General features: G+C 62.8%; 21 protein-coding genes and 1 tRNA gene. 9 read left to right on the plus strand and 13 right to left on the minus strand.

Going from position 1 to position 21604, the window contains the following annotated elements; genetic code table 11:
- Positions 1–309 precede the first annotated feature (309 nt).
- Both GF399_04655 and GF399_04660 read left to right on the plus strand, forming a co-directional pair.
- Entirely contained in the window at positions 310–2886 is a 2577-nt protein-coding gene (locus GF399_04655) for a T9SS type A sorting domain-containing protein (GenBank protein MBD3399603.1), read from the plus strand.
- A gap of 390 nt (positions 2887–3276) precedes the next feature.
- The gene (locus tag GF399_04660) at positions 3277–3885 is read left to right on the plus strand and encodes a hypothetical protein (GenBank protein MBD3399604.1); all 609 of its coding nucleotides are present in this window, start codon (positions 3277–3279) and stop codon (positions 3883–3885) included.
- Positions 3886–4058: 173 nt separating this feature from the next.
- Here GF399_04660 and GF399_04665 read toward each other — a convergent pair whose 3' ends face one another.
- The 5 genes from GF399_04665 to elbB all read right to left on the minus strand — a co-directional run bounded on the left by GF399_04665 (position 4059) and on the right by elbB (position 7630).
- Positions 4059–4514, minus strand: coding sequence for a prepilin-type N-terminal cleavage/methylation domain-containing protein (locus tag GF399_04665; GenBank protein MBD3399605.1), 456 nt, complete (start codon positions 4512–4514; stop codon positions 4059–4061).
- 190 nt (positions 4515–4704) lie between these two features.
- The gene (locus GF399_04670; GenBank protein MBD3399606.1) at positions 4705–4875 is read right to left on the minus strand and encodes a 4Fe-4S dicluster domain-containing protein; all 171 of its coding nucleotides are present in this window, start codon (positions 4873–4875) and stop codon (positions 4705–4707) included.
- Between the two features lie 187 nt (positions 4876–5062).
- Positions 5063–5689 (minus strand): hypothetical protein, encoded by a 627-nt coding sequence (locus GF399_04675; GenBank protein MBD3399607.1) that lies wholly within the window; start codon positions 5687–5689, stop codon positions 5063–5065.
- A gap of 234 nt (positions 5690–5923) precedes the next feature.
- On the minus strand, positions 5924–6919 hold the full coding sequence (locus GF399_04680; GenBank protein ID MBD3399608.1) for a radical SAM protein: 996 nt from the start codon (positions 6917–6919) through the stop codon (positions 5924–5926).
- A gap of 48 nt (positions 6920–6967) precedes the next feature.
- A complete protein-coding gene (gene elbB / locus GF399_04685) occupies positions 6968–7630 on the minus strand; it encodes an isoprenoid biosynthesis glyoxalase ElbB (GenBank protein ID MBD3399609.1) in 663 nt (220 codons plus the stop codon).
- A gap of 69 nt (positions 7631–7699) precedes the next feature.
- Here elbB and GF399_04690 point away from each other — a divergent pair, with 69 nt between their 5' ends.
- Together GF399_04690 and GF399_04695 are read left to right on the plus strand one after the other, a co-directional pair.
- A complete protein-coding gene (locus tag GF399_04690; protein MBD3399610.1) occupies positions 7700–8434 on the plus strand; it encodes a type III pantothenate kinase in 735 nt (244 codons plus the stop codon).
- 55 nt (positions 8435–8489) lie between these two features.
- On the plus strand, positions 8490–10109 hold the full coding sequence (locus tag GF399_04695) for a hypothetical protein (GenBank protein MBD3399611.1): 1620 nt from the start codon (positions 8490–8492) through the stop codon (positions 10107–10109).
- A 412-nt stretch (positions 10110–10521) separates the two neighbouring features.
- Here GF399_04695 and GF399_04700 read toward each other — a convergent pair whose 3' ends face one another.
- Positions 10522–10689: a hypothetical protein gene (locus GF399_04700; GenBank protein MBD3399612.1), complete on the minus strand. Its 168-nt coding sequence runs from the start codon at positions 10687–10689 to the stop codon at positions 10522–10524.
- 252 nt (positions 10690–10941) lie between these two features.
- Complete coding sequence (locus GF399_04705; protein ID MBD3399613.1) at positions 10942–11475, minus strand: hypothetical protein; 534 nt, start codon at positions 11473–11475, stop codon at positions 10942–10944.
- A gap of 317 nt (positions 11476–11792) precedes the next feature.
- Here GF399_04705 and GF399_04710 point away from each other — a divergent pair, with 317 nt between their 5' ends.
- On the plus strand, positions 11793–12215 hold the full coding sequence (locus GF399_04710) for a hypothetical protein (protein ID MBD3399614.1): 423 nt from the start codon (positions 11793–11795) through the stop codon (positions 12213–12215).
- A gap of 367 nt (positions 12216–12582) precedes the next feature.
- Here the strand turns inward: GF399_04710 and GF399_04715 are convergent, their stop codons facing one another.
- Together GF399_04715 and GF399_04720 are read right to left on the minus strand one after the other, a co-directional pair.
- Positions 12583–12867 (minus strand): hypothetical protein, encoded by a 285-nt coding sequence (locus GF399_04715; protein MBD3399615.1) that lies wholly within the window; start codon positions 12865–12867, stop codon positions 12583–12585.
- A 49-nt stretch (positions 12868–12916) separates the two neighbouring features.
- Complete coding sequence (locus GF399_04720; protein MBD3399616.1) at positions 12917–13108, minus strand: hypothetical protein; 192 nt, start codon at positions 13106–13108, stop codon at positions 12917–12919.
- Between the two features lie 175 nt (positions 13109–13283).
- Here GF399_04720 and GF399_04725 point away from each other — a divergent pair, with 175 nt between their 5' ends.
- Positions 13284–14780 (plus strand): aldehyde dehydrogenase family protein, encoded by a 1497-nt coding sequence (locus GF399_04725; GenBank protein ID MBD3399617.1) that lies wholly within the window; start codon positions 13284–13286, stop codon positions 14778–14780.
- Between the two features lie 302 nt (positions 14781–15082).
- Here the strand turns inward: GF399_04725 and GF399_04730 are convergent, their stop codons facing one another.
- Positions 15083–16339, minus strand: coding sequence for a radical SAM protein (locus GF399_04730; protein ID MBD3399618.1), 1257 nt, complete (start codon positions 16337–16339; stop codon positions 15083–15085).
- A 280-nt stretch (positions 16340–16619) separates the two neighbouring features.
- On the opposite strand from GF399_04730, the gene GF399_04735 reads away from it, so the two are divergent.
- Entirely contained in the window at positions 16620–16862 is a 243-nt protein-coding gene (locus GF399_04735; GenBank protein ID MBD3399619.1) for a hypothetical protein, read from the plus strand.
- A 174-nt stretch (positions 16863–17036) separates the two neighbouring features.
- Positions 17037–17681 (plus strand): hypothetical protein, encoded by a 645-nt coding sequence (locus GF399_04740; GenBank protein ID MBD3399620.1) that lies wholly within the window; start codon positions 17037–17039, stop codon positions 17679–17681.
- A gap of 302 nt (positions 17682–17983) precedes the next feature.
- Here GF399_04740 and GF399_04745 read toward each other — a convergent pair.
- The 3 genes from GF399_04745 to GF399_04755 form a co-directional block, all read right to left on the minus strand.
- Positions 17984–18060: transfer RNA gene (locus GF399_04745), tRNA-Met, on the minus strand.
- Between the two features lie 66 nt (positions 18061–18126).
- Positions 18127–18486 (minus strand): hypothetical protein, encoded by a 360-nt coding sequence (locus tag GF399_04750; protein ID MBD3399621.1) that lies wholly within the window; start codon positions 18484–18486, stop codon positions 18127–18129.
- 719 nt (positions 18487–19205) lie between these two features.
- Positions 19206–19385 carry a hypothetical protein gene (locus GF399_04755; GenBank protein MBD3399622.1) on the minus strand — a complete coding sequence of 60 codons (180 nt, stop codon included), beginning with the start codon at positions 19383–19385 and terminating at the stop codon, positions 19206–19208.
- 180 nt (positions 19386–19565) lie between these two features.
- Here GF399_04755 and GF399_04760 point away from each other — a divergent pair, with 180 nt between their 5' ends.
- Entirely contained in the window at positions 19566–21530 is a 1965-nt protein-coding gene (locus tag GF399_04760) for a hypothetical protein (GenBank protein MBD3399623.1), read from the plus strand.
- Positions 21531–21604: the final 74 nt, after the last annotated feature.

Below are 21604 nucleotides of genomic sequence, written 5' to 3' on the forward strand. Positions count from 1 at the left end.
GGGATCCCGCCGCCGGTGTATCAAACAGCCGACCTCGCTGAGCGACAAAGTCACCGCCCGGCCGGCGCTGCGCTCGATCCCGCGCACAAGCCGTCGGCAACGCCGCCGGGCGACAAGCCGCGCAAGCCGCTACATACCGCCCGGTAACGGACGCACAGTAAATAACGGTCGGTTTTTTTGTGTCCGCCCTTGCCATACGGGAAGTTTTATCTTAATACATAGAACGGCCCTAAGCTATCTGGAAGATATTAGAAAAGCGCCATCATTCTTCGTTGACCTTGCGTTCCCGTTTACCTTGAAGGAGGACCGTTGCGAAAACTGCTGCTGACACTCCTCGTGCTGCCCGTCGTCTGTCTGGGCTTCACCTACACCATCGATCCCGCCCAGGTCGAGCTCAAGACCAGCCACGGCTATACCCGGCCCGTCATCGCCGGCGCCGGGGACATCAACGAGCCCGGCTCCCCCGCCCTGCCCTGGCTGCCCCTGCAGATCGCCACCGAGGCCGGCATGGGCACCGCCGACGTTCACGTCGTCAACCTGCGCACGATCGAACTGCCCGGTTTCCATGTGGTCTTCCCCACCCAGCAAGCCCGGCCGATCTCCCAGCCCGGCGACTTCGTCGAGAACTTCGACCAGGCCGTCTACGCCGCCGACACTCCCTACCCGGCCGAACCCCTGCGCGCCGCCGGCGGCGGTAACCTGGCCGGACACGGCGTCGCCGGAGTCAACTTCTGCCCCTTCATCTACCATCCGGACAGCGGCAAGCTGGAGCTGATCACCGAGATCACCTTCACGATCGAGTACGAGAGCCTGCCCTACAGCGTCCGGCGCCCCGCCGCCCTGACCCCCCGCGTCGCCGAGGCCAACGCCGAGCGGGTCCGCAACCTGGTGATCAACCCCGAGGCCGTCGGTCTGCCCGCGCCCGTGGTCGAACCAAACGTGATCGGCAGGGGATACGAGCCGTTGGAGGATGAACCCGACTACGGCGACACCGCCGAATGGGTGCTGATCACCGACGAGTCGATGGTCGACGCCTTCGAACCCCTGGCCGAGTGGAAACTGCAGAAGGGCTTGACTACGGCGATCGTCACCACCCAGTTCATCGCCGACAACTACTCCGGCGTCGACGCCGCGGAAAAGATCCGCAACTTCATCATCGATGCCTTCGAGAATTGGTCGACCCAGTACGTCGTCCTCGGCGGCGACTGCAACATGGTCCGCGAACGCCGCGGCTGGGTCACCTACTACACCGATGACGACACCAGCCGCATCCCCTGCGACTACTACTACTCCGACCTGGACGGTGACTGGAACGCCGACGGCGACGACAAGTGGGGCGAGTGGGGCTCCGACAACGTCGACCTCTACGCCGATGTCCACGTCTCGCGCCTGCCGGCCCAGAACGCAACCGAGGCCGAAGGCATGGTCGACAAGGTCCTGGTCTACGAGCAGTCAATCCCCGCCGATTTCCCGCTGACCACCTTGTTCTTCGCCGGCAGGCTGGACAGCAATCCCACCTGGGGCGGTGACGGCAAGGATTACGTCGCCGACGAGCTGCCCAGTCAGTTCCTGCCCTACTCGACGTTCTACGAACGCGACATGACCTACAACGCCGCCGACATCATCGTCGAGTACGAGGCCGGCAACTCCGCCGTCGTCAACCAGCTGCACCACTCCAGCTACACCGTTATCGGCGCCGGCTACGACTACATCTATACCTCCGACGCCATGTCGATGAGCAACGGCGATTACTCGGGCTGGATCTACCTCCAGGGCTGCATGTGCGGCGGTTTCGACCGCTCGCGCAGCGCCTGTGAGGGCCTGGTCGTCAACGCCGACGGCGGTTCGGTGGCCTCGATGTGCAACTCGCGCTACGGGCTCTACCAGCCCGGCAGCCCCGAGTACGGCCCCAGCAACGTGCTCGATAAGGCCTACTTCGAAGGCGTCTTTACCGAGGGCCTGACCGCCTTCGGCGCCGCCCAGTCCTACAGCAAGGACTACTTCGTCCCCCAGGCCGGTAACACCTCCATCCGCTGGTGCATGTACGTCCAGAACGTGCTGGGCCCCTGCGAGACGCCGAGTTGGACCGACACGCCCTACGATCTGGTCGTCGATCATCCCGACACCCTCGACGGCTATGAACTGACCGTCAGCGTCGACGACACCACCCGGGCCGCCGTCAACGGCGCCACGGTCTGCCTCTTCATCGCCGATATGCTGCACAAGGTCGATTACACCGACGCCGCCGGCGAGGTGACCTTCGACCTCTCCAGCGATCCCCTAGACGGCGACATCACCATCACCGTCACCGCGCCCAACCGATACTACTACCAGGGATACTGCTCCGTGGTCAGCACCGACAGCGACGTGGCCGAGTTCAACGGCAGCGCCACCGAGGAAGGCGCCCTGATCAGTTGGCGGCTCGAAGACGGAGCCGACTACGCCGGCCTGCATATCCTGCGTGACGGCGAGCGCCTGACCAACAGCCCCCTCGAACGCACCGCCGGCAGCTACCTCGATCGCCAAGCCGCCGGCTCCGCCGATTATTACCTCGAGCTTATCGACCACTCCGGCCGCTCCACCGAGTACGGACCGGTCACCGTGGTCCTGCCCGAAACCTCCGGCGTCCGCGCCCTGTCGGCCGCCTACCCCAACCCGGCCCGCGACGCCGTCAGCCTCGAGCTCAACCTGCCCGAGAGCGAGAACGTCAACGTGGCCGTCTACGACCTCTCCGGCCGCCGCGTGGCCACCCTGACCGAGGGCGAACTGTCCGCCGGTCGACACCTCATCGCCTGGAACTGCGCCGCCGCCCCCGAGGGCCTCTACCTGGTCCGGCTGGTCGGCGAAGCCGGCGTGCTGACATCACGTCTGGTCATCGCCCGCTAACGGCAAACCAACCAACGCAAACGACAGGCGGCCCCTGGCGGGGCCGCCTGTTAAATCCTGAGCCATATGCTGAACAGCGGTGCGGGAGCCTGGAAAAACAGCCGACGGCCGAACCGAACCCTGTCGACCGCTCAGCCCCCCGGAACTGGCACGGTTTTTGCGGAGGCGTACCGTTATCGTCGTCCGTAACGGTCGCCGAGGTGCAAAAACCGTGCCAGTTCCGGGGGGCAGTCACGATGAGCGGCGCGGTTGCAGCACGGCTGTTTTTCCAGGCGGCGCTGATCCATCAGCGCTTAGTTAATGCGCAAGTGCTTATCATATCTTATGTTATCATTATCAGAGCCTTTTTGTTTACCAACCATACCTGCCAACCGAGTGAGGTTTATCAAGATGTTTGAGACCAACCATCGATTCGCAGCTTTACTGGTCATCGTCTTCCTGGCCCTGACGGTCCCGACCTACGCCGAGGTGCTCTGGGAGTGGCCCTACGACATCGACCAGGGCAACAACAACCTCCCCGGCAGCTACGGCGACTTTTACATGGCCGACGACTTCGAGCTGAGCGATGCGGCGTCGGTTGAATCGGTCCGGGTTTACGGTTGCTACATCAACGGTACTCCGGGTTCGGACTTCGACGTTTTCCTCTACACTGACGACGGCGGTGCGCCGGGAGCCGAGCTGATCGCGGAGGTTTGCTACCCGGACAACTACTGGGGCGGCGATACCTGGGGCTACCACGACTACGCGGTCTACCGAACGGACCTCGTCCTGGCCGATCCTATCCTGCTGGACCCCGGCGATTACTGGCTCTGCGTCCACTACAGCGGTGACCGCTGGTACTGGTTCGCCGACGAGACCGACGGCAACGCCCACCGGGACGACGGCTCGGGCTGGGAGGAAATCGCCGGCAGCTACCAACTGGTCTTCACCGTCTACGGCGAGTGGAGCGGCAGCAACATCGAGCCGGCCAGTTGGGGGCGGATCAAGGTTCTCGATTAACCGCCGGGGTTTTATTCAGGTGTGGCTCGAGCTCTGAGCATCAGCGGTGCGGCGTCGACGGATCCACCCGTTACCGCCGCCCGCTGTTAAACGACCGATTAAAAAAACCAGGCTCGACCGGCCTGGTTTGCCGCGGTAAGAAACGGCCTAAATCGATCAGGGCGGATCAGTGACTACTCGCCGCCGCCGAGGCGGCCGTGGTTGAAGTCGGCGTCGGCGGAACTGACCCGGCCGGTATTGTCGACGGCGCACTCGATGTGGCCCTCATCGTCGGAGTAGGCGTAATGGTAGCCGACGGGATTTTCATCCTCGCCGATCTCGGGACAGACCATCATCCGGCGGATGTTGTCCGGGGTGGCGGAGTTGGCCATCAGCTCGGTGGCGTTGGGGTGGGCGTTGGGATCGGAGAGGCGGGCGCCGGCGGGGCCGGGCTTGACCGTCGGGTGGGTGGTCAGGTACCGGCTGACCTCCAGCTCGAGGTTGCTCTGGTTGGTGATACAGGCGGTGCGGTTGGCGTCGTTGATGTAGTCGATGATGTTGGGCACGGCGATGGCCAGCAGCACGGCGATGATCGCCAAGACGATCATCAGCTCGATGAGCGAGAAGCCCCGCTCGCTGATATGGCGCAAGGTGGAGCCCAGCTTGTGGATCCAACGACGGACCAGGCGACGCATCGTTTACTCTCCAAGGTTGAGTCAGACAGACAAAGAGTATAGCCCCCCTTCGGGCGGCGGGTCAAGCAACGCTTGAGCCGAAATCGGCGGTTCTTCCCGGATAGAAAAACGGGCCCCTCGGGGCCCGTAGCGATTTGGCTGTTGCTTAGTCACCGGGGCTGATGGCCTCGACGGGGCAGACCTCGGCGCAGGCGCCGCAGTCGGTGCACAGATCGGGATCGATCACGTAGGGCTCGCCCTCGCTGATGGCGTCGACCGGGCATTCCGGCAGGCAGGAGCCGCAAGCAACACAATCGTCGTTGATGACGTAGGCCATCTTCAGTTCCTCCTTGGGGGTTTGTCTGGGAAGCGCATTGCCGACCCGCAGGCATACTAGAGTTTTTGACCGGTCAGGTCAAGAGATGGGCCGAAACGAGGCCTAATCGATTATTTGTCTCAACTGTCGCCGCTAAAAAGTTGGCCAAGAAGACAAATCGCTCCAATTGCATTAGGTTTAGCGAATGTCAACCCAGGCGACGGACGGTCTCCTCCGCGGCGCGACGGCGCGGTGCCCCCGGTTCCTCGGCCGGCCGACCCACCGGGATGATCGCCACCAGCCGCCGACCAGCGGGCGGTTCGAGCAGGGTTTCGAGACGGCCGCGGGCGATCAGCGGCGCCCCCAACCAGCAGGCGCCGTAGCCCAGGGCGTGAACGGCCAACAGCAGGTTCTGGATCGCCGCCGCCGTCGACACCAGCCAGGACTGGCTGTTGCCGGCCGCCGGGTGTTCCGGCTCGAGCTCGCGCAACGTCGAGCGCCAGCTCGACTGCTGCGGCTCGCCGCAGACGTAGAACACCAGGGGCGCGTTCTCGAAAAAGGTCGAATAGCGCTCCAGGCGCTCACCGGTGGCGCGGAAAGCGGGATGCCGTTGACCGATCGCCGCCACCTCCTCGCGAATGGCGCCCGCGGCGGCACTGTTGACTGCGCTGTCGCGGCTGGCGATCAGAAACCACGGCTGCTTGTTGGAGCCCGAGGGCGCCCAACGGAAAGCCGCGAGCATCCGTTCCAGGTCTTCGTCGGCAACGGGCTCGTCGGTGTAGCGCCGCACGCTGCGACGTTTTTCGAATACCTCGGCCAGCTCTCGATAATCCATGTTACCTCTTTCAGTTTCAGTACCTGGAAAAACCGCGTCCGCCGCGCCCGGCGAAACCCGCCACCCGCCTTCGGCTTACGTTACGGCGACGGCCGCCCCCCGGAACCGGCACGGTTTTTGCATCTCGGCGCCCGTTACGAAGGATGATAACGGTCCGCCTCCGCAAAAACCGTGCCGGTTCCGGGGGGGCGGGTGTATCGACCGGTGCGCCGGGGCGGGTTTCGCCGGGCGCGGCTACTCGGGGGCGTTGCGGCGCGGGACATAGAAGTCGCCGGCTTCCATCCGTCGCAGTCGGACACGTCCGGCGCTGACCAGTTGTTTGAGCGCCCCGGCGACGGCCTCGGCGGGTTGGCCGAGCATGGCGGCCAGGTCCTCGACCCGTCCGGGCCGCCGACCCAGGTAGGTCAGCACCTCGCGCTCCAGGTCCAGGGCGCGGTGTTTGGTGGTGGCGCCGTGGAAACCGGCGATGACCTCGACGGGGTGGTCGAAGGTGGCGGCGATCTCTCGCAGGTGCTGCGGTTCGAGGGGCCGGGCGTTTTCTTCGGCGGGGGGGCGGACGACGGTGTTGAGCTGGACGAGGTCGGGGTCGATGCGCTCGACGGCGTCGCGCAGCTTCTCGAGGTGTTGTTCGTTATCGTTGAGTCCGGCGACGAGCATGATCTCCAGCCAGAAGCGTCCGCTGCTCTCCCGCCGCAGGGCGCTGAGGCCCTCGATGATCGCGTCGATCTCGAGCCCCGCCGCGGGCCGGTTGATCCGTTGGAAGGTCGGCTGGTCGGCGGCGTCGAGGCTGGGCAACAGCAGATCGGCGGCGCTCAGCTCCCGGCGCAGCTCGGGGTCGGTGGTCAGGGTTCCGTTGGTGATCACGCAGGTCGGGGCGTCGAGGCGCTGTGCGGCACCGCGGATCAGGGCGCCGAGGTCGGCGTTGAGGGTGGGCTCGCCGGAGCCGGCGAAGGTGGCGTAGTCCAGTTGGGGCAGTTCGGGCGCCCGGCGTTCGAGGCGGTTGAAGAAGACGTCGGTTGCGAAGAAACGGCGGCGCCGGGTTTGGGGCGTCGCCGTCGGCCCGAGCTGACAGTAGACGCAGTTCAGACTGCAGACCTTGGCCGGGACGACGTCGAGGCCCAGGGAGACCCCGAGGCGGCGGCTGGGCACGGGTCCGTAGATGAAGTCGGTCACACTGCTCCCTTTGGCGGTGGAGCTGAGGAACACCGGACGTCGCCGTGGCCGTCTGATGCAGCGGGTCCGGCGAGGCGGCTGGGTCCGGTGAAGCGTGGTCCGCGCTCAGGCCAGCTTGAGAACTTCCTCGACGAGGCGGTCGATGCCGGTGTAGACCTCGGCGATATTGCGGGCGCTCATGTAGGCCGGGGTGGAGACGATCCGGTTGTCCTCGTCGACGACGCAGTCCGTGGCCGGACACTCGACGTGGACGGCGCCCATCTGTTCCAGGTCGGCGGCGGTCGTGGGTTCACGGCCGATGGTCAGCCGGGGCTTGACCTCGCTGCCGCGGAAGATGCTGGCGATGACCGTGGGCGAGATACAGATGGCCCCGACGGGCTTGCCGACGGCGTGCATGGCGCGCACGGCCTTGGAGACCTCGGGGTCCGGAGTGGCCCGGGCACCCTTGAAGGCGTAATCGGAGAGGTTCTTGGCGCTGCCGAAGCCGCCGGGGATCACCAGGGCGTCGAGCTCTTCGGCGTCGAAATCGACGAGGTTCCGCACCTCGCCCCGGGCGATCCGGGCGGCCTCGACGAGGACGTTGCGGGTTTCGCCGCCGACGGCGGCTCCCTTGAGGTGATCGATGACGTCGCGCTGGGTCTTGTCGGGGGCGTAGCAGACGTACTCGGCTCCGCGGCGGTTGATCGCCAGCAGGGCGCTGACGGCCTCGTGGATCTCGGCGCCGTCCTTGACGCCGCAACCGGACAGGATGACGGCTACCGTGGGCATGTTGCCTCCCTTGTTGCCGGCGGTGGGCCGACGATTGCTCAGACAGTTCCACTGTAGTAGACTACAACCATGGTAAAACTCCTGCTCGACATTGGCAACAGCCGGGTAAAAACCGCCCCGCTGACGACGGGGGGTCGCGGCCGGGTAAAGGCGCGCTCGACGGCGCGAATCGCGAAGGACCCGGCGACGCTGCTCGAGGCCCGGCCGACCGTCGAGGCCGTCTGGTACAGCTCGACGCGGCCGGAGCTGACGGCGGCCCTCGCGAAGCTGGCGGCCGAGCGGGGTCTAACGTTGATCCGTGGCCGGGAACGCTGCCCCCTGGCCGTCGATTACGGCCTCGGCTTGGGCGACGACCGCGTCCTGGCCGCCTTCGAGGCCGTGCGGCGCCTGGGAGCCCCCTGCGCCGTGGTCGGCTGCGGCACGGCGGTGACCGTCGATCTGGTCGAGCAACGCGACGGTCCGCTATTCGTCGGCGGCGCCATCCTGGCCGGAGAGCGGCTGATCCTCGCGGCGCTGGGCGGGCTGTCGACCCTGCCCGAGCTGACGCCCGGCGCTGCGGAACTGGAACGTAACGGCGGCACGGCCGCCAACATGCTCCACGGCGCCCGAACCCAGGTCGAAGCCGCCGTGGCCGCCCTGCTGGCGGAGTACAACGAACGCAGCGCTCCGGGGCCCGCGGGGCTGCCCGTCCTCGTCCACGGTGGCGACGCCGCGCGCTACCTCGGCGGGCGGCGGGGGGTCTTACGGCGGGAGTACGCCGTCCTCGAGGCCCTGGCCCGTCTGGCCGGTGAACAGCGGGGTTGAAGGCGGCTCCAACCTGGGGTAGGCTTGGTTGGGGTTGCAGCAACGGGAGAAGGCCATGATGGGTGATGTCGCGACACGGAGCGGGAAAGGCGCACAATGGTGGCTGATCGGCGCCCTGGCGGTCTCGCTGGCCCTGTCGGTCTACTTCGCCCTGGCTTTCGACTGGCTCTCCCTGGACGATGTTTACATCAGCCTGCGCTACGCCCGCAACTGGGCCGAGGGGCACGGCCCCGTCTATAACCCCGGCGAGGCCCCCGTCGAAGGCTACACTAATTTCGCCTGGACGGGCCTGCTGGCCCTGGCGCTCAAGCTGGGGCTGCCCGGGCCGTTGACGGCCAAGGTGCTGGCCGAGCTGGCCCTGTTGGGAACGATCATCATGGCCTGGTTGCTGGGCCGGCGCCTGGGCGGCAAGGAGGGCTGGGCCGGACCGGCGGCGGCCTGGGGCGTGGCGCTGTCCGGCACGGCGGCTTTCTGGGGTCTGGCCGGGGCGATGGAGGTCGCCCCCCTGGCCCTGGCCTTGACGGCGGGTTTCTACCTGCTGCTCAAGCTCAGGGACGCCGAGGCCGGGACGCGGCGCAGCCGCCTGCTGTTGGGTGCCGGTCTGCTCTTCGCTTTGGCCGGGCTGCTGCGACCCGAGGGCAACCTGTTCACTCTGGCGGGCATCGCCTACGTCTGGCCGGGACGGGAGGGCCGGACAAAGCGGTTGCTGCTCTATCTGTTGCCCGTCATCGTCCTCGTCGGCGGCCACGAGGTCTTCCGGCTGGCCTACTACGGCGAACTGCTGCCCAACACCTTCTACGCCAAGGTCGGACTCAGCGGACGCCTGCTGCTGCGCGGTCTGCGTTATCTGGGTCTGTTCCTGCTCAGCCACGCCCCCCTGGTGCTGTTGACCCCGGCCCTGCCGCGCAAGCAGGCCCGCCGCTTGCTGCCCGTGCTGATCGCCGTCGGCCTCTACGTCCTCTATCTGGTGCTGATCGGCGGGGACTGGATCGTCTGGCGCCTGTTCGTCCCGATTCTGCCCCTGCTGGCTGTCTGCGCCGGGCTGGGTCTGGAGCGTCTGCGCCGGGTCTGGTCCGCCAGAAGGTGGGCCGCCGTGCTGACGGCGGTCGTCGCCGGCGGCGGTTTGCTGGCGCTCTCGACGACCCGGGGCGAGTACGCCCATCTGGAGGGCTTCACCTTCCACGAATCCCTCCACTTCACCACGGGGGAGTGGCTGGCCGCGGTCAGTGATCCCGACGATGTCATGGCCGTCTCCAGCGCCGGGATCATGCCCTGGGTCACCCGCCTGACGACCATCGACGCCCTGGGTCTCAACGACCGCCACATCGCCCGCCACGGCGTCGAGCTCGGCGGCTTGGCCTCGCCGGGCCACGAGCGTTACGACAACGACTACCTGTTGGAGCGGACACCGGAGTGGATCGTCCTAGGCCTGACGACGGAATCCTTGTTCGCGGGCACGGTGCCCGAGTTCCTGCCCGACCGCGACCTGGTGGCCCGGCCCGAGTTGTGGCGTGATTACCACGCCCTGGCGCCCGTCGAACCTACCCGGGCCGTGCTGCACCGCCGCGACGACGAGGCCGGTCTGGAGCGTCTGCCCGACGAGAGCTGGCGGCGCAGTTGGGGCTTCATCCATCCCCTGGCGGCCCGGCGGATGGCCCCGTCGTCGGCGTATTGAGCCTTACCGGCACCCGTCGCCCATCCACGCGGAACAACGGGACCCGACTCGGGTCCCGTTGTTCCTGTCGTTTGCAGTTCGTCTGGATCCTGTTCCGCGGGCCAACGGTCCCGCCGAAGCTCAACCGCCACCGCACCCTCCGTCCGCCGTCGCGACGAAGCGGGGCGGGCGTCCGGGTTTTCCGCTTCAAGCCCTCGGGGGCGGCGGAGGCCAATGACGCCGCCTCCGGGCTGGTTCACCCCTTGATCTGAACCTCGAACTCGATATTGGAGAGGTCCCGGATGGTAATCGGCGTTTTGTAGTAATCGCTCAGGCCTTCGACCAACCCCTTGGAGTAGGCGGTGCTGCCGAAGGGCGATTCGTAGCGCACCCGGTAGGTTCCCTCGTCGGGCCGACGGACATCGACGGCCGCTTAATTGCCTATCTCCCGGCCCTCGAGGGCGATGGAGCAGACCCGCGGGAAATTCTGCAGCGCCTTGCGGAACTCCCGGTTGAAGATGTAAAGGGCGCGGTAGTTCTGCGGGGCGTAGGTGCTGGCGAAGAAGCGCCCCCCCTCATGAACGGCCTCCAACAGGTTCATCTCACGGTCCTTGCCCAGCAGGGTGATGAAGCCGAAGACCAGCTTGTTGGGTAGTCCTTGGTGGCCGGGAGGGCCTTGTCCGCCAGGCCGCTCTTTTCCAGCAGCTCTCGTGTTTTCTCCTAGCCGAGGAGCTCTCTGGCGTACTCCCGTGAAGCGACGATGACGGCCTTAAGGTTGTCTACCACTTGGCGTTTACTCCCTCACTTCCTTTTTAGACGATATCGGGCGGCCCGCCACGGTCGACCCGGTTGCTCACCCCTTGAGCTGAACCTCGAACTCGATATTGGAGAGGTCCCGGATGGTAATCGGCGTTTTGTAGTAATCGCTCAACCCCTGGACCAACCCCTTGGGGTAGGCGGTGTTCTGCAGCGGCGAGTCGTAGCGGATGCGGACGGCGCCATCGTCAGTCTCCCTGACGGTCAGCGCGGCGTAGGTGCCCACGTCCTGACCCTCGGTGGCGATGGAGAAAATCTTCTGGAAGTTGAGCAGCGCCTTCTTCAAGTCCCCGTTGAGCAGGTAGTAGGCGCGGTAATTCTGCGGGGCGTAGGTGCTGGCGAAGTAGCGGCCCCCCTCCTGGATGGCCTCCAGCATGTTCATCTCCTGATCCTTGCCCACCAGGGTGATGAAGCCGAAGACCAGCTTGTTGGGGTAATCCTTGGTGGCCAGGATGGGCTTGTCCGCCAGGCCGCACTGCTCGAGCAACTCCCGGGTGCGCCTTGGACCCAGGCTGTGTTTCGCATACTCCCGCGCCACGACGATGATGATCCCTTTCAGGTTCTCGCTCATTGCTGTCACTCCCTTGCACCATGTGCTAACAAAGCAGTTTGATCGGCCGAAAGGCTCAGTACGACACCTAACCACTATACCAAAAACCGACAGCGGCGAGAATGAGTCACCGCTATTTGCAGCTTCGGAGCTGACGATCGTTCGACAACCTGCCGCAAACGACACCGCCGAACAGCCATCGGTGATGGTCGAATACGAAGCAGGTCCATCAGTTTCACCCGCGCCGCTCAGCTTCGCAACGGCATGAAACAATTTTAGTTTTTCGCTATACTTAACCAATGCAGGTTCAAAGAATAATCGAAACCCGGCGGTACGCAATGAAGGTCAGTTGGAACCCCGCACAGCCGTTGAAGGGCATTGCCAGGGCCGCCGAGCCCAGGGCCGGCGAGCTGGGCGTCTATCTGCTCTTCAGCGACGACGGCATCGTCTACGCCGGCTCCGGCGAACTCCTCGCCGCCCTCAAGCAACACGCGAAACTCGACCCCGCCGACGATCCCGAGCTGCGCGCCTACCTGGAAGCCCGGAAACGGCAAATCACCTACTCCTACTTCGTCGAACACAACGACGCCCGGCGCTTGGGTGCCGAGGCCTTCATCCTCCTACTGCGCGAGCGCCTGGGCCTGCTGAACAAGAACGAGGCCTCCGCCGACCCGCTCTACGTCAATCCGCCCCAACCCGAGGTCTACAGCAGACGTGTTTCCAGCAACGGTACCTGGAAATCCCTCTTCCGCGACGACTGAACGACTGAAGTATCGACCCCCGCTCACACCCCCCCAGTAATAGCACCGGGTTGCCGACCCGGCTTTTTTTCAACCGTCACGCCAAACTGAACACCATTTCGAGATTGCTCACGCCCCCGGCCGCGACCTCGCTCACTTCTCGGCCCATGTCCAGAACCCGCCCCCGGAACTGGCACGGTTTTTGCAGCGTCGCAACCCGTGGACCGTCCCCCGGGTTATCCTGTTGCAAAAACCGTGCCAGTTCCGGGGGCTCAGCGGCCGGTGCAGGTTGAGGGTGGTGGTGCGAGCGCGGCCGCGGCCGGGGCCGAGGAAAACGGGACGGCGTGGGCCGTCCCGTTTTCCAGATTTCCGACCCACAGCGGCGGCGTTAGATACCCCCGCAGTCGCTATGGGTCTCGTCGCCGATCAGGCAGTAGAGGCTGGTTACTTCGCCCTCCTTGGCTTCGACGGCCTCGACGAGGGTTTTGATCAGCCCCTCCCGGGTGACGTCGTCGGCGACCAGGCCGACGAAGGTATTCTGGGGGCAGAGGCGCTGGACGCCGTCACCGGTCCAGCTGTCGGCCAGGCCGAGCTCCTTGAGGGCCTCGCGGGCCGCCTCGTGGTGTTTGGTGCTGCCGTCGCGCAGATCGAAGGTCAGCATGGCGTGCTTCATCGTCAACCCCGCTGGGTGGTTGTTTGTTTATCTTGTTGACAGTGTTGAATTATACTCCCTCGGGGTCGTTTTGTAAATACCCTGCCGGCGGGGCGTCGGCGGTGGTCAGCCGCTCCCGCCGGTCCAGCAGGGCCGCCAGGCAGCGGTGGACGCCGTCGTCGTCGCGCAGCGTGCATTGCTGGGCCCGGCAGTGGGCGGTCAGCCAGACGGCGGCGGCGGGGAGCGAATAGGTTCGTTTCACATCAAGCTGATCGGGGTTACGCTGACGATGGTAAATCCACCCCCTGACGGGGTCGGACCGCCGCGTTGACCGCCCCGGCCCCGGCTGCTATCATCGTTTCGTCCAGCAACTGCGGGCCCAGCGTATCCGCGGCCCGCCGACCGATTGACCATCAACCTGCACAAGGAGCCGCAACATGCCCGAACTCAAACACTTCAAGAACTACATCGGCGGCAAGTGGGTCGAGTCCGCCACCGGCGAGCGCTACGAGAACCTCAACCCGGCCGACACCGACGACGTCGTGGCCACCCACTGCAAGTCCGACGCCCGCGACGTCGACGCCGCCGTGGCCGCCGCCGCCGAGGCTTTCAAGACCTGGCGCCTGGTCCCCGCTCCCGAGCGCGGCCTGCTGATCCACAAGGTCGTCGAGATCCTCAAGCGCCGCAAGGAGGAGATCTCGCAGATGATGACCCGGGAGATGGGCAAGGTCATCGCCGAAACCCGGGGCGACACCCAGGAGGCCATCGACTGCGGGATGTACGCCGCCGGTGAGGGCCGCCGCCTGTTCGGCCGTCACACCCCCGTCGAGATGCCCGACAAATTCGGCATGGCCATCCGCCGGCCCGTCGGCGTCTGCGGCATGATCACCCCCTGGAATTTTCCGATAGCAATTCCATCGTGGAAAATGTTTCCAGCTTTAATATGCGGCAACACCTGCGTCATCAAGCCCGCCACCCTGACCCCGGCCAGCGTGGGCAACTTCATCGAGGCCTTCGAGGAGGCCGGTTTCCCGCCCGGCGTGGTCAATATGGTCACCGGCGGCGGCTCGACCGTCGGCCGCGCCATGGTCGACCATCCCGGTATCAACCGCATCTCCTTCACCGGGTCCGTCGAGATCGGTAATCTCCTCGCCGGCCAGTGCGGCGCCAAAGGAAAACCCTTCTCCGCCGAGCTGGGCGGCAAGAACGCCCAGATCGTCATGCCCGACGCCGACATGGACCTGGCCCTCGACGGCGCGCTCTGGGGCGCCTTCGGCACCACCGGCCAGCGCTGCACCGCCACCAGCCGCCTGATCCTCCATAAGGACATCCACGACGAGTTCGTCGAGAAGCTCGTGGCCCGCGCCAAAGAGCTCAAGGTCGGCGACGGCCTCGACGAGTCCGTCGACATGGGCCCCGCCGTCAGCGAGGACCAGCTCAAGACCGACCTGCACTACGTCGACGTCGCCGCCAACGAGGACGGCGCCGAGCTGGTCCTCGGCGGCAAGCGCCTGACCGGCGGCGCCTACGACAAGGGCTACTTCATCGAGCCCACCATCTTCACCGGCGTCACCCCCGAGATGCGTCTGGCCCAGGAAGAGGTCTTCGGCCCCGTCCTGGCCGTGATCAAGTTCCGCGAGTTCGAGGAGGCCGTCGAGATCCTCAACAACACCGAGTTCGGCCTCTCCTCCTCGCTCTACACCCGCGACGTCAACCGCGCCTTCAAGGCCATCCGCGACATCGAGGCCGGCATCACCTACATCAACGGCCCGACCATCGGCGCCGAGGTGCATCTGCCCTTCGGCGGCGTCAAGGGCACCGGCAACGGCCACCGCGAGGCCGCCTGGACCGTGCTGGACTTCTACAGCGAGTGGAAGACCGTCTACGTCGACTACTCGGGCAAGCTCCAACGCGCCCAGATCGATAACAAGTAGATAAAGTAACCCCCATCATATCCTCGCCCTCTCCCCTCTGGGAGGAGCCAGCCCACGGGCCGGGGTGAAGGGGGAACGGGGTAAGGTAGACGGTCTCCCAACGTTAACAAGGCGGGGCTCCATGCCCCGCCTTGTGTAAAAAAGAAGGGCGGAGTTTTATACCCCTCCCACCTAACAGATGTAGTTTCAATAGTTATCAACAATGACAGTATAAATAGCTAATTAATTTTCAGCATAATTAGGCATCAAATCGTCTATTATATTTTTGAGTTGTTTATATCTTTCTTTTTGGTTACATTTATTTATAGGTATTTTAAATTTTCCATACTTTGAGTATACTTCAGCTGGACACCCCCCCCTTTGCAATATTTAATATATTCACATTTTTGACAATCATATGAATTATCAACTACATCAAAGTTGTACTTATTGCGTTTATTTAGTATATCTTTGAGAGATTCTTGCGGATATTTTCCTAAAACAAATGAAACATTAGATGATGTATTTGCAAGATCGCATTTACCAAAAAACCCCTTGCAAAAGGATATTTCACCATTAGGTGATACTGCAATACCATTTGATATTCTTGAGCAAGCGTTGAACGAGTACCCCTCTTCTTCTAATTTGATATTACGTATTATTGTTGATATATAGTTGTTATAATTAATTGATTTTGCATATTTGACTGCCAATTTATAGCAGATCATATCAAGTTTATTGCTATCTATTGTTGGGGCCATCAGCTTAGCATATAAAGCGCGACCAGCTTGTACTAATGCACCTGAAGAAAACGCGCTTGCGCCACATTTTATTGCACAATTAATTGTATCTTCCAGATAGTAATAATTATCATTTGTAAGCACCATTGCCATGCCAAAGTTAATATTACTCTTTTTTAACGATTCTACCCCTCTAAGCATAGAATAAAAAGTATTAGCTCCACGTATATGCTCGTGTTGTTCTTTATTATGACCATCTAATGATACTTGAGCATAAATAACATTACACTGTGACATATATTTAGCAATACTATCATTGATAAGACATGCATTAGTAAGTATTTTTACAATAAAACCTTTATTATATATATATTTAAGTAGTTTATAAAAATATGGCTTTATTAGTGGCTCGCCACCACTAAATACAATTATTTTAAAATGATTATCAAATAACTCATCTACTAAATTTTTACATTCTTCATATGTTAATTCATTATCTAATGAATTACCTGCATTTACCATGCAATGTTTGCAGTTTAGGTTGCATTCATATGTTATATCCCACTCAACAGTCCAGTTGTTATAACCATCATGTTCTTTCATAAATCGTAAATGTTTAAGTTCGTGTATAAAATTATAGATATCATTTAGTTCAATATTATTGTTTTTGCTCAACTTACTTATAATATTATTAATATTATATCCTGCAAAAAGCATATTCGCTATAATGTAACCTTGATGATTTAACTCAACTCGCATACCAATATTCAAATTAGTTATATAATAGCGTCCATTGTTTTCGTTAATTATAACAGATGGGCATAATAAGTTATTATTCATATCAATATATCAGTTTAAGCGCCGAGGACGCATATCCTTGCACAACGATGGACAATTTCAATCACTCCGATAACCTTAGGTTTTTCGTTCTCATCTGCGGGCTTTCTCATCTTAACCTCCGGTAGTTAGGTTGTGTAACATAAGGCGATTTAAACGTATTATATGATGATTGTCTACAGACTATAGTCACCTTTTTTTTAAATTGCTATCCCCCCCCCTTGCCACATCGCCGCTCTCGGGTTATTATTATCGTGAGGCTTCAACCTACGGGAGGGTGGCGATGGACCCCCACGAATACTACTACGTCGAAGTCAAGATGAAGGACGGCGAGGTCTGCCGGGCCATGGCCATCGGCGACACGGCGGCCTGGATCTGCCCCTACTGCCACCAACTGATGATGGGCCGGCTCTCCCCGGACCCCAAGCAGCGCCCCACCAGGGCGCAGAAGTGCTGCTCGCGCCGCTACCTGATCCACGGCGCCCCGGGCAACGGCGATCACATCCGCTCCATCGAGGAATTCTAACTACCACTTGATGCCCGGTTGCGTTCAAGCCGGACTGCCAACCGGCTTCCACCCCACCCGGTCACTGTGTCGACACACCATCGCCCAACAAGTCGACGGGGCCGTAACGGCCCCGTTGCCTGTTGTCTCCGGCTCGGGTAAGATTGCCTCGACAACCTACGCGGGAGTGAAACGGTGCGGCGGAGCCTTGTGCTGATCCTGATAGTCTGCGCGGCGGCGGCGGCCCAACTCGATACGGGCAGCCTCCACCTGCGCCTGCTGAGCCCCCTCGGCGACCCCTACGGCGACGAGGGCGACGTCATCGACCGCGGAGCGCAGTTCGGCTTCCACGCGGGCTACGACTTCGAGCTGTTATCCGGCTTCTACCTCGGTCCGCGTATCGGCGGGCTGTTCTACCGCGACGGCCGCACGGAGGATTCCGCCGGCTTCAGCTACCACTCCGACCTGGACTGGGTCGAGCTGATCTTCGGCGGCGGACTGCGCTACCAGATATACACCGGCGGCGACCTCGAACCCTGGTTCGGTGTCGACGTCGGTCTCGGCTGGGCCAACCTCAACGCGACGCTAACCGTTAACACCGGCGGTCTCGAAAGCAGTTACGAGGACAGCGGCCAGGGGACCGGACTGGCCGTCGAGCTCCGCGGCGGGGTTTGCTACTGGCTCAGCCGGGGTCTCGGCCTCAGCCTGGCGGCGGAGTACCACCTCAACACCGTCAAGGAGCTGAGCTGGGAGGACGAGGACGGCGAGGTCCAGACCGGCGACCTCGAGGACAACCTCAACGCCCTGGGCCTCGGCTTCGGGGTCTTCTACCAGTTCTAACTCGGAACACTGTCGGCTCGCGGCGGGCTGACAGCAGCGCTATCGAGCTAACCCCCTGAAGCTGAGAACCCCCCCCGGCGTTCAATAGGTCAACGACACAGGCCCGGATTGGGGATGGGACCGGCGGGTGGCTGAACGGTGAAGAAAACGGGCGGTTCCCGGCTGGAACCGCCCGTTGCGCAGGTGAGGGGTCGGGATCCGACTCGACCCCCACGGTCAGTCGAGGCAATCGTAAAACGGGTGGTCCCGGCCGGGACCACCCATGGTCTCGAGAATGGAGGGGACCCAAATCCAGGCCCCCGTGGTGGCGGAGAAGGGACTCGAACCCTTGACGCCACGGATATGAGCCGTGTGCTCTGACCGACTGAGCTACTCCGCCGTACTCCGATCGCCGCAGGATTGCCGCGGAGGGGTATTATAGGCCACCGGCGGAGGGTTTGGCAAGCTAGTAGCCGTAGAAGTAGCCGAAATCGCCCATGGCGTTGTTGATGGTGTTCATGCAGTCCATGTGTTTCTGCATCATCAACCCGTTCATCGCCTCGTCGTACTCGGAACCGCCGCCGCCCTCGGCGTAAGCCTCGCCTTCGGTGTAGCCCGTACCCGAGGTGCCGCCGTCATCGATATAGCTCATGTAGATAAACTCGTCGTAGGCCGGTTCGTAGTAGTAGTAGCAACTGTCCGAGATCTCGAAGGCGAACAGGGCGTTTTTGTAGGGTTCGTACATGTAGACGACGCCGTACTCGTCCATGGCGTAGTACATCTGCGAGGCGTCGTCCCAGTACCACTCGTCTTCCTGGGCCGACACAGCGCCGGCCGACAACATCAGGAACAGCAGCGCTGATAGAGCAATTGGTATCCGCAGAAGTCTCCTCCAGGTTAGGGATTGGGTGAACATATTAAATTAGGGATTATCACCTAATTATGAACAAGCGCGAAGTATGGTCCTGAGAATGTATAGTGTGCTTTCGGCGTCTCGATGGATGAAGCTGAACGACCTTTCAGGGATCAAGAGTCCGAAGCTGTGCTTGAAGCCGTCGTGGCAGGCTTTTCGGCGGCGATGCGCTCGCGGATTAGCTTCTAGTAGCGATATGCCGTATTGCGCCGGCTGCCCAAATCCCCGGCGGCTCGGACGGTCGGGACGCCGAGCCGGAACAGACGGGCTGTCTCGCCGCGTTTTGCCGGCGGCGGCGCTTTGCGACGTTCCTGGGGACGACGCTTGAACAGCTTGCCGCGACACTCGCCTTTTTAACGTCCGTCGGCGCAGCGTTAGTGATGGCGGTAATTGCAGCTGGAACAGCTGGCGTGCCGGTACTCCGACCCGCACTTCCCCGCCACATTGCCCCCCGCGTCGGTGGCGAGCTGACAGACCCGTTCACGCCGCTGGAAGTATCCAACTGCAACAGCTGATGTTCAGCTTCTGTGATGATCCCTTAAAATATTGCCCGTCTCACCGGCGGCGACCAGCGGGATTGAAAAAAACGGGGAACCCGCGTGGGCTCCCCGGGAGGCGGTGTTCCAGTCGGGTCAGCTTTCGCGGTATCCCCGGCCTTCGGAATGCTTGTAGCCGCCCGGACTGCGGCCGTGGCGCGCCGTGATCATCGCCCGGCTGTGCAGCCTGGCCTGTCGATCGAGGGCGTGGTTGATGATCTGGCGCAGACTCCGGGCCTGCTCTTCCGCGTTCTTGCCTCCCTTGGGCCGGGTCATGGGCTCCTCCTGATGGCGGTTCTTCGTACTGGTGAATGAGTCCGTCGCCGGGTGTGCTATTGGTCACGTCAGCAAGGCTGTCTGGCCCCCTGGACGTGTGTCATCACCCAGCGTATACTACATATAACAAAACGGCAGTGATTGCAAGACAAGCAAAAAGCGGGCCAAGCGGGAGGATTCGTGGTCGTCATCTTGAAAAAAAGCGCCATAGCCTTGACAACGCTGGGGATAATCGTCGCAATACTCGTCTGGAGCGCCCCGGCCCAGGGACCCGAACTCCTCGTCGTCAGCACCCAGGAGGCCTACTGGCGCTACGAGGTGGCCGAGTTCTTCGCCGACGGCGTCGATCCGAGCGTTACCGAGCTCGTCGGCCTGCCGCTGCTCGACGGCGAAGCCGTCCCCGGTGTCAGCGGACTTGACGAAGTGCCCTTCAAACCGTTGGGAGACGGCCGCTGGCGGGCCTGCTGGGCCATGCCCTGGGACCCGGAGCTCGGCGGTTACGAGCTGCGCGTCGAGGGCCGCGACGCCGCCGGCGCGGTCGTCCAGACCACGACCGTGCCTTTTCGCCTCCGCGGCCGGGCTCCCGGCACCCGGGTCAAGCTGCCCCACTTCGCCCTGACCCTGGAGACCGACGCCGACTACTTCACCGCCGGCCTCCAGGGTCCCCGGTTGCGCGTCCCCGGCTGGAAGAACGTCATCGCATGGGCCGAATACGCCGGGGCCGATTCCTTCTGGTTCGGCGCCGCCCTCACCAAGGCCGTCTACAACCCCACCGCCGAGAACCCCTGGTACCAGCCCAACGTCGACCTCACCCCCCTGTTGGCCCGGGAGGCCCACCGCGCCGGGCTCGAGTTCGGCGCCTGGATCTCCGCCTTCTTCCCCTATGGCGCCCGGCGCCCCGCCATCGACTACGACTACTCGCGCAACTACGTCTTCCCCGAAACCGACGACGGCGCCGCCTCCTCCGAGGGTGAATTCTGGTGGACGCTCAACGCCAGTCTCAACTGCGAGCTGCGCAAGAGCCATCTCATCGCGATGGCCCGCCGCCTCGAGGCCGAGCCCCAGGTCGACTACATCGGCCTGGACTACATCCGCACCGGGCCCGGCGGCTACGAGCTGGTCAGCGACTTCGCCCGTGAACTCAACCTCGTCCCCTGGGAGGGCTTCCTCGAAGCACCCCTCGAAGAGCAGATGACCTGGCTGGTCGGCCAACTGCGCGGCCGCAACCGGGCGATGATCAACCTCTGGCAGTGGTGGCGCGCCTCCAAGGCCGCCCGAACCCTCAAGGAAGTGAAAGAGGAAGCCGGCGTAACAAAACCCTTCTGGTGCTTCACCCTCGGTTGGGAGATGGGCCACCAGCACGGCCAGGACATCCTGATGATGACCGACGCCGGCGCCGACTTCTGCGCCGTGATGATGTACGACGCCTCGCGCAACGAGTGGGACGGCATGACCACCGACTGGCGCGAGGCCTACCGCGACGGCCGCGGTAACGTCGTCGCCGGGGTCATCGCCGACCCGCCCCAACTCGAGAACCCCTACAACCCCCGCGCCCCCTACCCCCTCGAGCTGGGAAATCGCGCCGCCGAGGCCGCCTTCGAGCTCGCCCACGCCGCAGGCCCCTGGGACGACCTCCCCGAGCCCGAGTCCTACGCCGCCCTGCGCGCCGACGGCCTGACCGAGGGCCTGTTCCTCCACGACCTCGAGCGCATGGCCTACCGCAACGGCGGCTGGTGGCTGGCCGACTACGTCATCGCCGGGGCCGCCGCGATGAGCGAGCTCCGGGCCGCAACGGGCGATTGTCCCGTCACCCTCGAGGTCCACCGCCCGCAGCCCATCGGCGCCTTCCTCTTCGAACTCCCCGTCGACGTCACCAACATCTCCGGCGAGACCGTCACCAACCTCGAGGTGCGCTCCGAGCCCACCCGGTACTCCTCGGTCACCAAGGGCGGGACGATCGAGATCGGCGAGCTGGCCCCCGGCGAGACCGTTTCCGTCAGGCCCCGCTGGTACGCTTACGAGTACACCGCCGAGCACGCTCCCGCGGCCGGGGCGGTCTGGGGCGGCCGCTCGCCCCGCGAGCGGGCCTTCGCGATCAGGTATCAGATACCGTGGCAGGAAAAGGAGGAGGGGGAGGGAGAGTAATAATGCTTTACTATGGAATGATATCCGTGTAAAATTAGTACGTCATAAGTAAGCTAAGGACGTAAGTAATGAAA

Source organism: Candidatus Coatesbacteria bacterium (assembly GCA_014728225.1).
Lineage (GTDB): Bacteria > RBG-13-66-14 > RBG-13-66-14 > RBG-13-66-14 > RBG-13-66-14 > WJLX01.

Bases quoted from the DNA above. Each gene is read 5' to 3' on its own strand.
- GF399_04660 (MBD3399604.1), top strand. From the start codon at position 3,277: ATGTTTGAGACCAACCATCGATTCGCAGCTTTACTGGTCATCGTCTTC.
- GF399_04670 (MBD3399606.1), bottom strand. From the start codon at position 4,875: ATGGCCTACGTCATCAACGACGATTGTGTTGCTTGCGGCTCCTGCCTG.
- GF399_04675 (MBD3399607.1), bottom strand. From the start codon at position 5,689: ATGGATTATCGAGAGCTGGCCGAGGTATTCGAAAAACGTCGCAGCGTG.
- elbB (MBD3399609.1), bottom strand. From the start codon at position 7,630: ATGCCCACGGTAGCCGTCATCCTGTCCGGTTGCGGCGTCAAGGACGGC.
- GF399_04690 (MBD3399610.1), top strand. From the start codon at position 7,700: ATGGTAAAACTCCTGCTCGACATTGGCAACAGCCGGGTAAAAACCGCC.
- GF399_04695 (MBD3399611.1), top strand. From the start codon at position 8,490: ATGATGGGTGATGTCGCGACACGGAGCGGGAAAGGCGCACAATGGTGG.
- GF399_04700 (MBD3399612.1), bottom strand. From the start codon at position 10,689: ATGAACCTGTTGGAGGCCGTTCATGAGGGGGGGCGCTTCTTCGCCAGC.
- GF399_04705 (MBD3399613.1), bottom strand. From the start codon at position 11,475: ATGAGCGAGAACCTGAAAGGGATCATCATCGTCGTGGCGCGGGAGTAT.
- GF399_04710 (MBD3399614.1), top strand. From the start codon at position 11,793: ATGAAGGTCAGTTGGAACCCCGCACAGCCGTTGAAGGGCATTGCCAGG.
- GF399_04715 (MBD3399615.1), bottom strand. From the start codon at position 12,867: ATGAAGCACGCCATGCTGACCTTCGATCTGCGCGACGGCAGCACCAAA.
- GF399_04725 (MBD3399617.1), top strand. From the start codon at position 13,284: ATGCCCGAACTCAAACACTTCAAGAACTACATCGGCGGCAAGTGGGTC.
- GF399_04730 (MBD3399618.1), bottom strand. From the start codon at position 16,339: ATGAATAATAACTTATTATGCCCATCTGTTATAATTAACGAAAACAAT.
- GF399_04735 (MBD3399619.1), top strand. From the start codon at position 16,620: ATGGACCCCCACGAATACTACTACGTCGAAGTCAAGATGAAGGACGGC.
- GF399_04755 (MBD3399622.1), bottom strand. From the start codon at position 19,385: ATGACCCGGCCCAAGGGAGGCAAGAACGCGGAAGAGCAGGCCCGGAGT.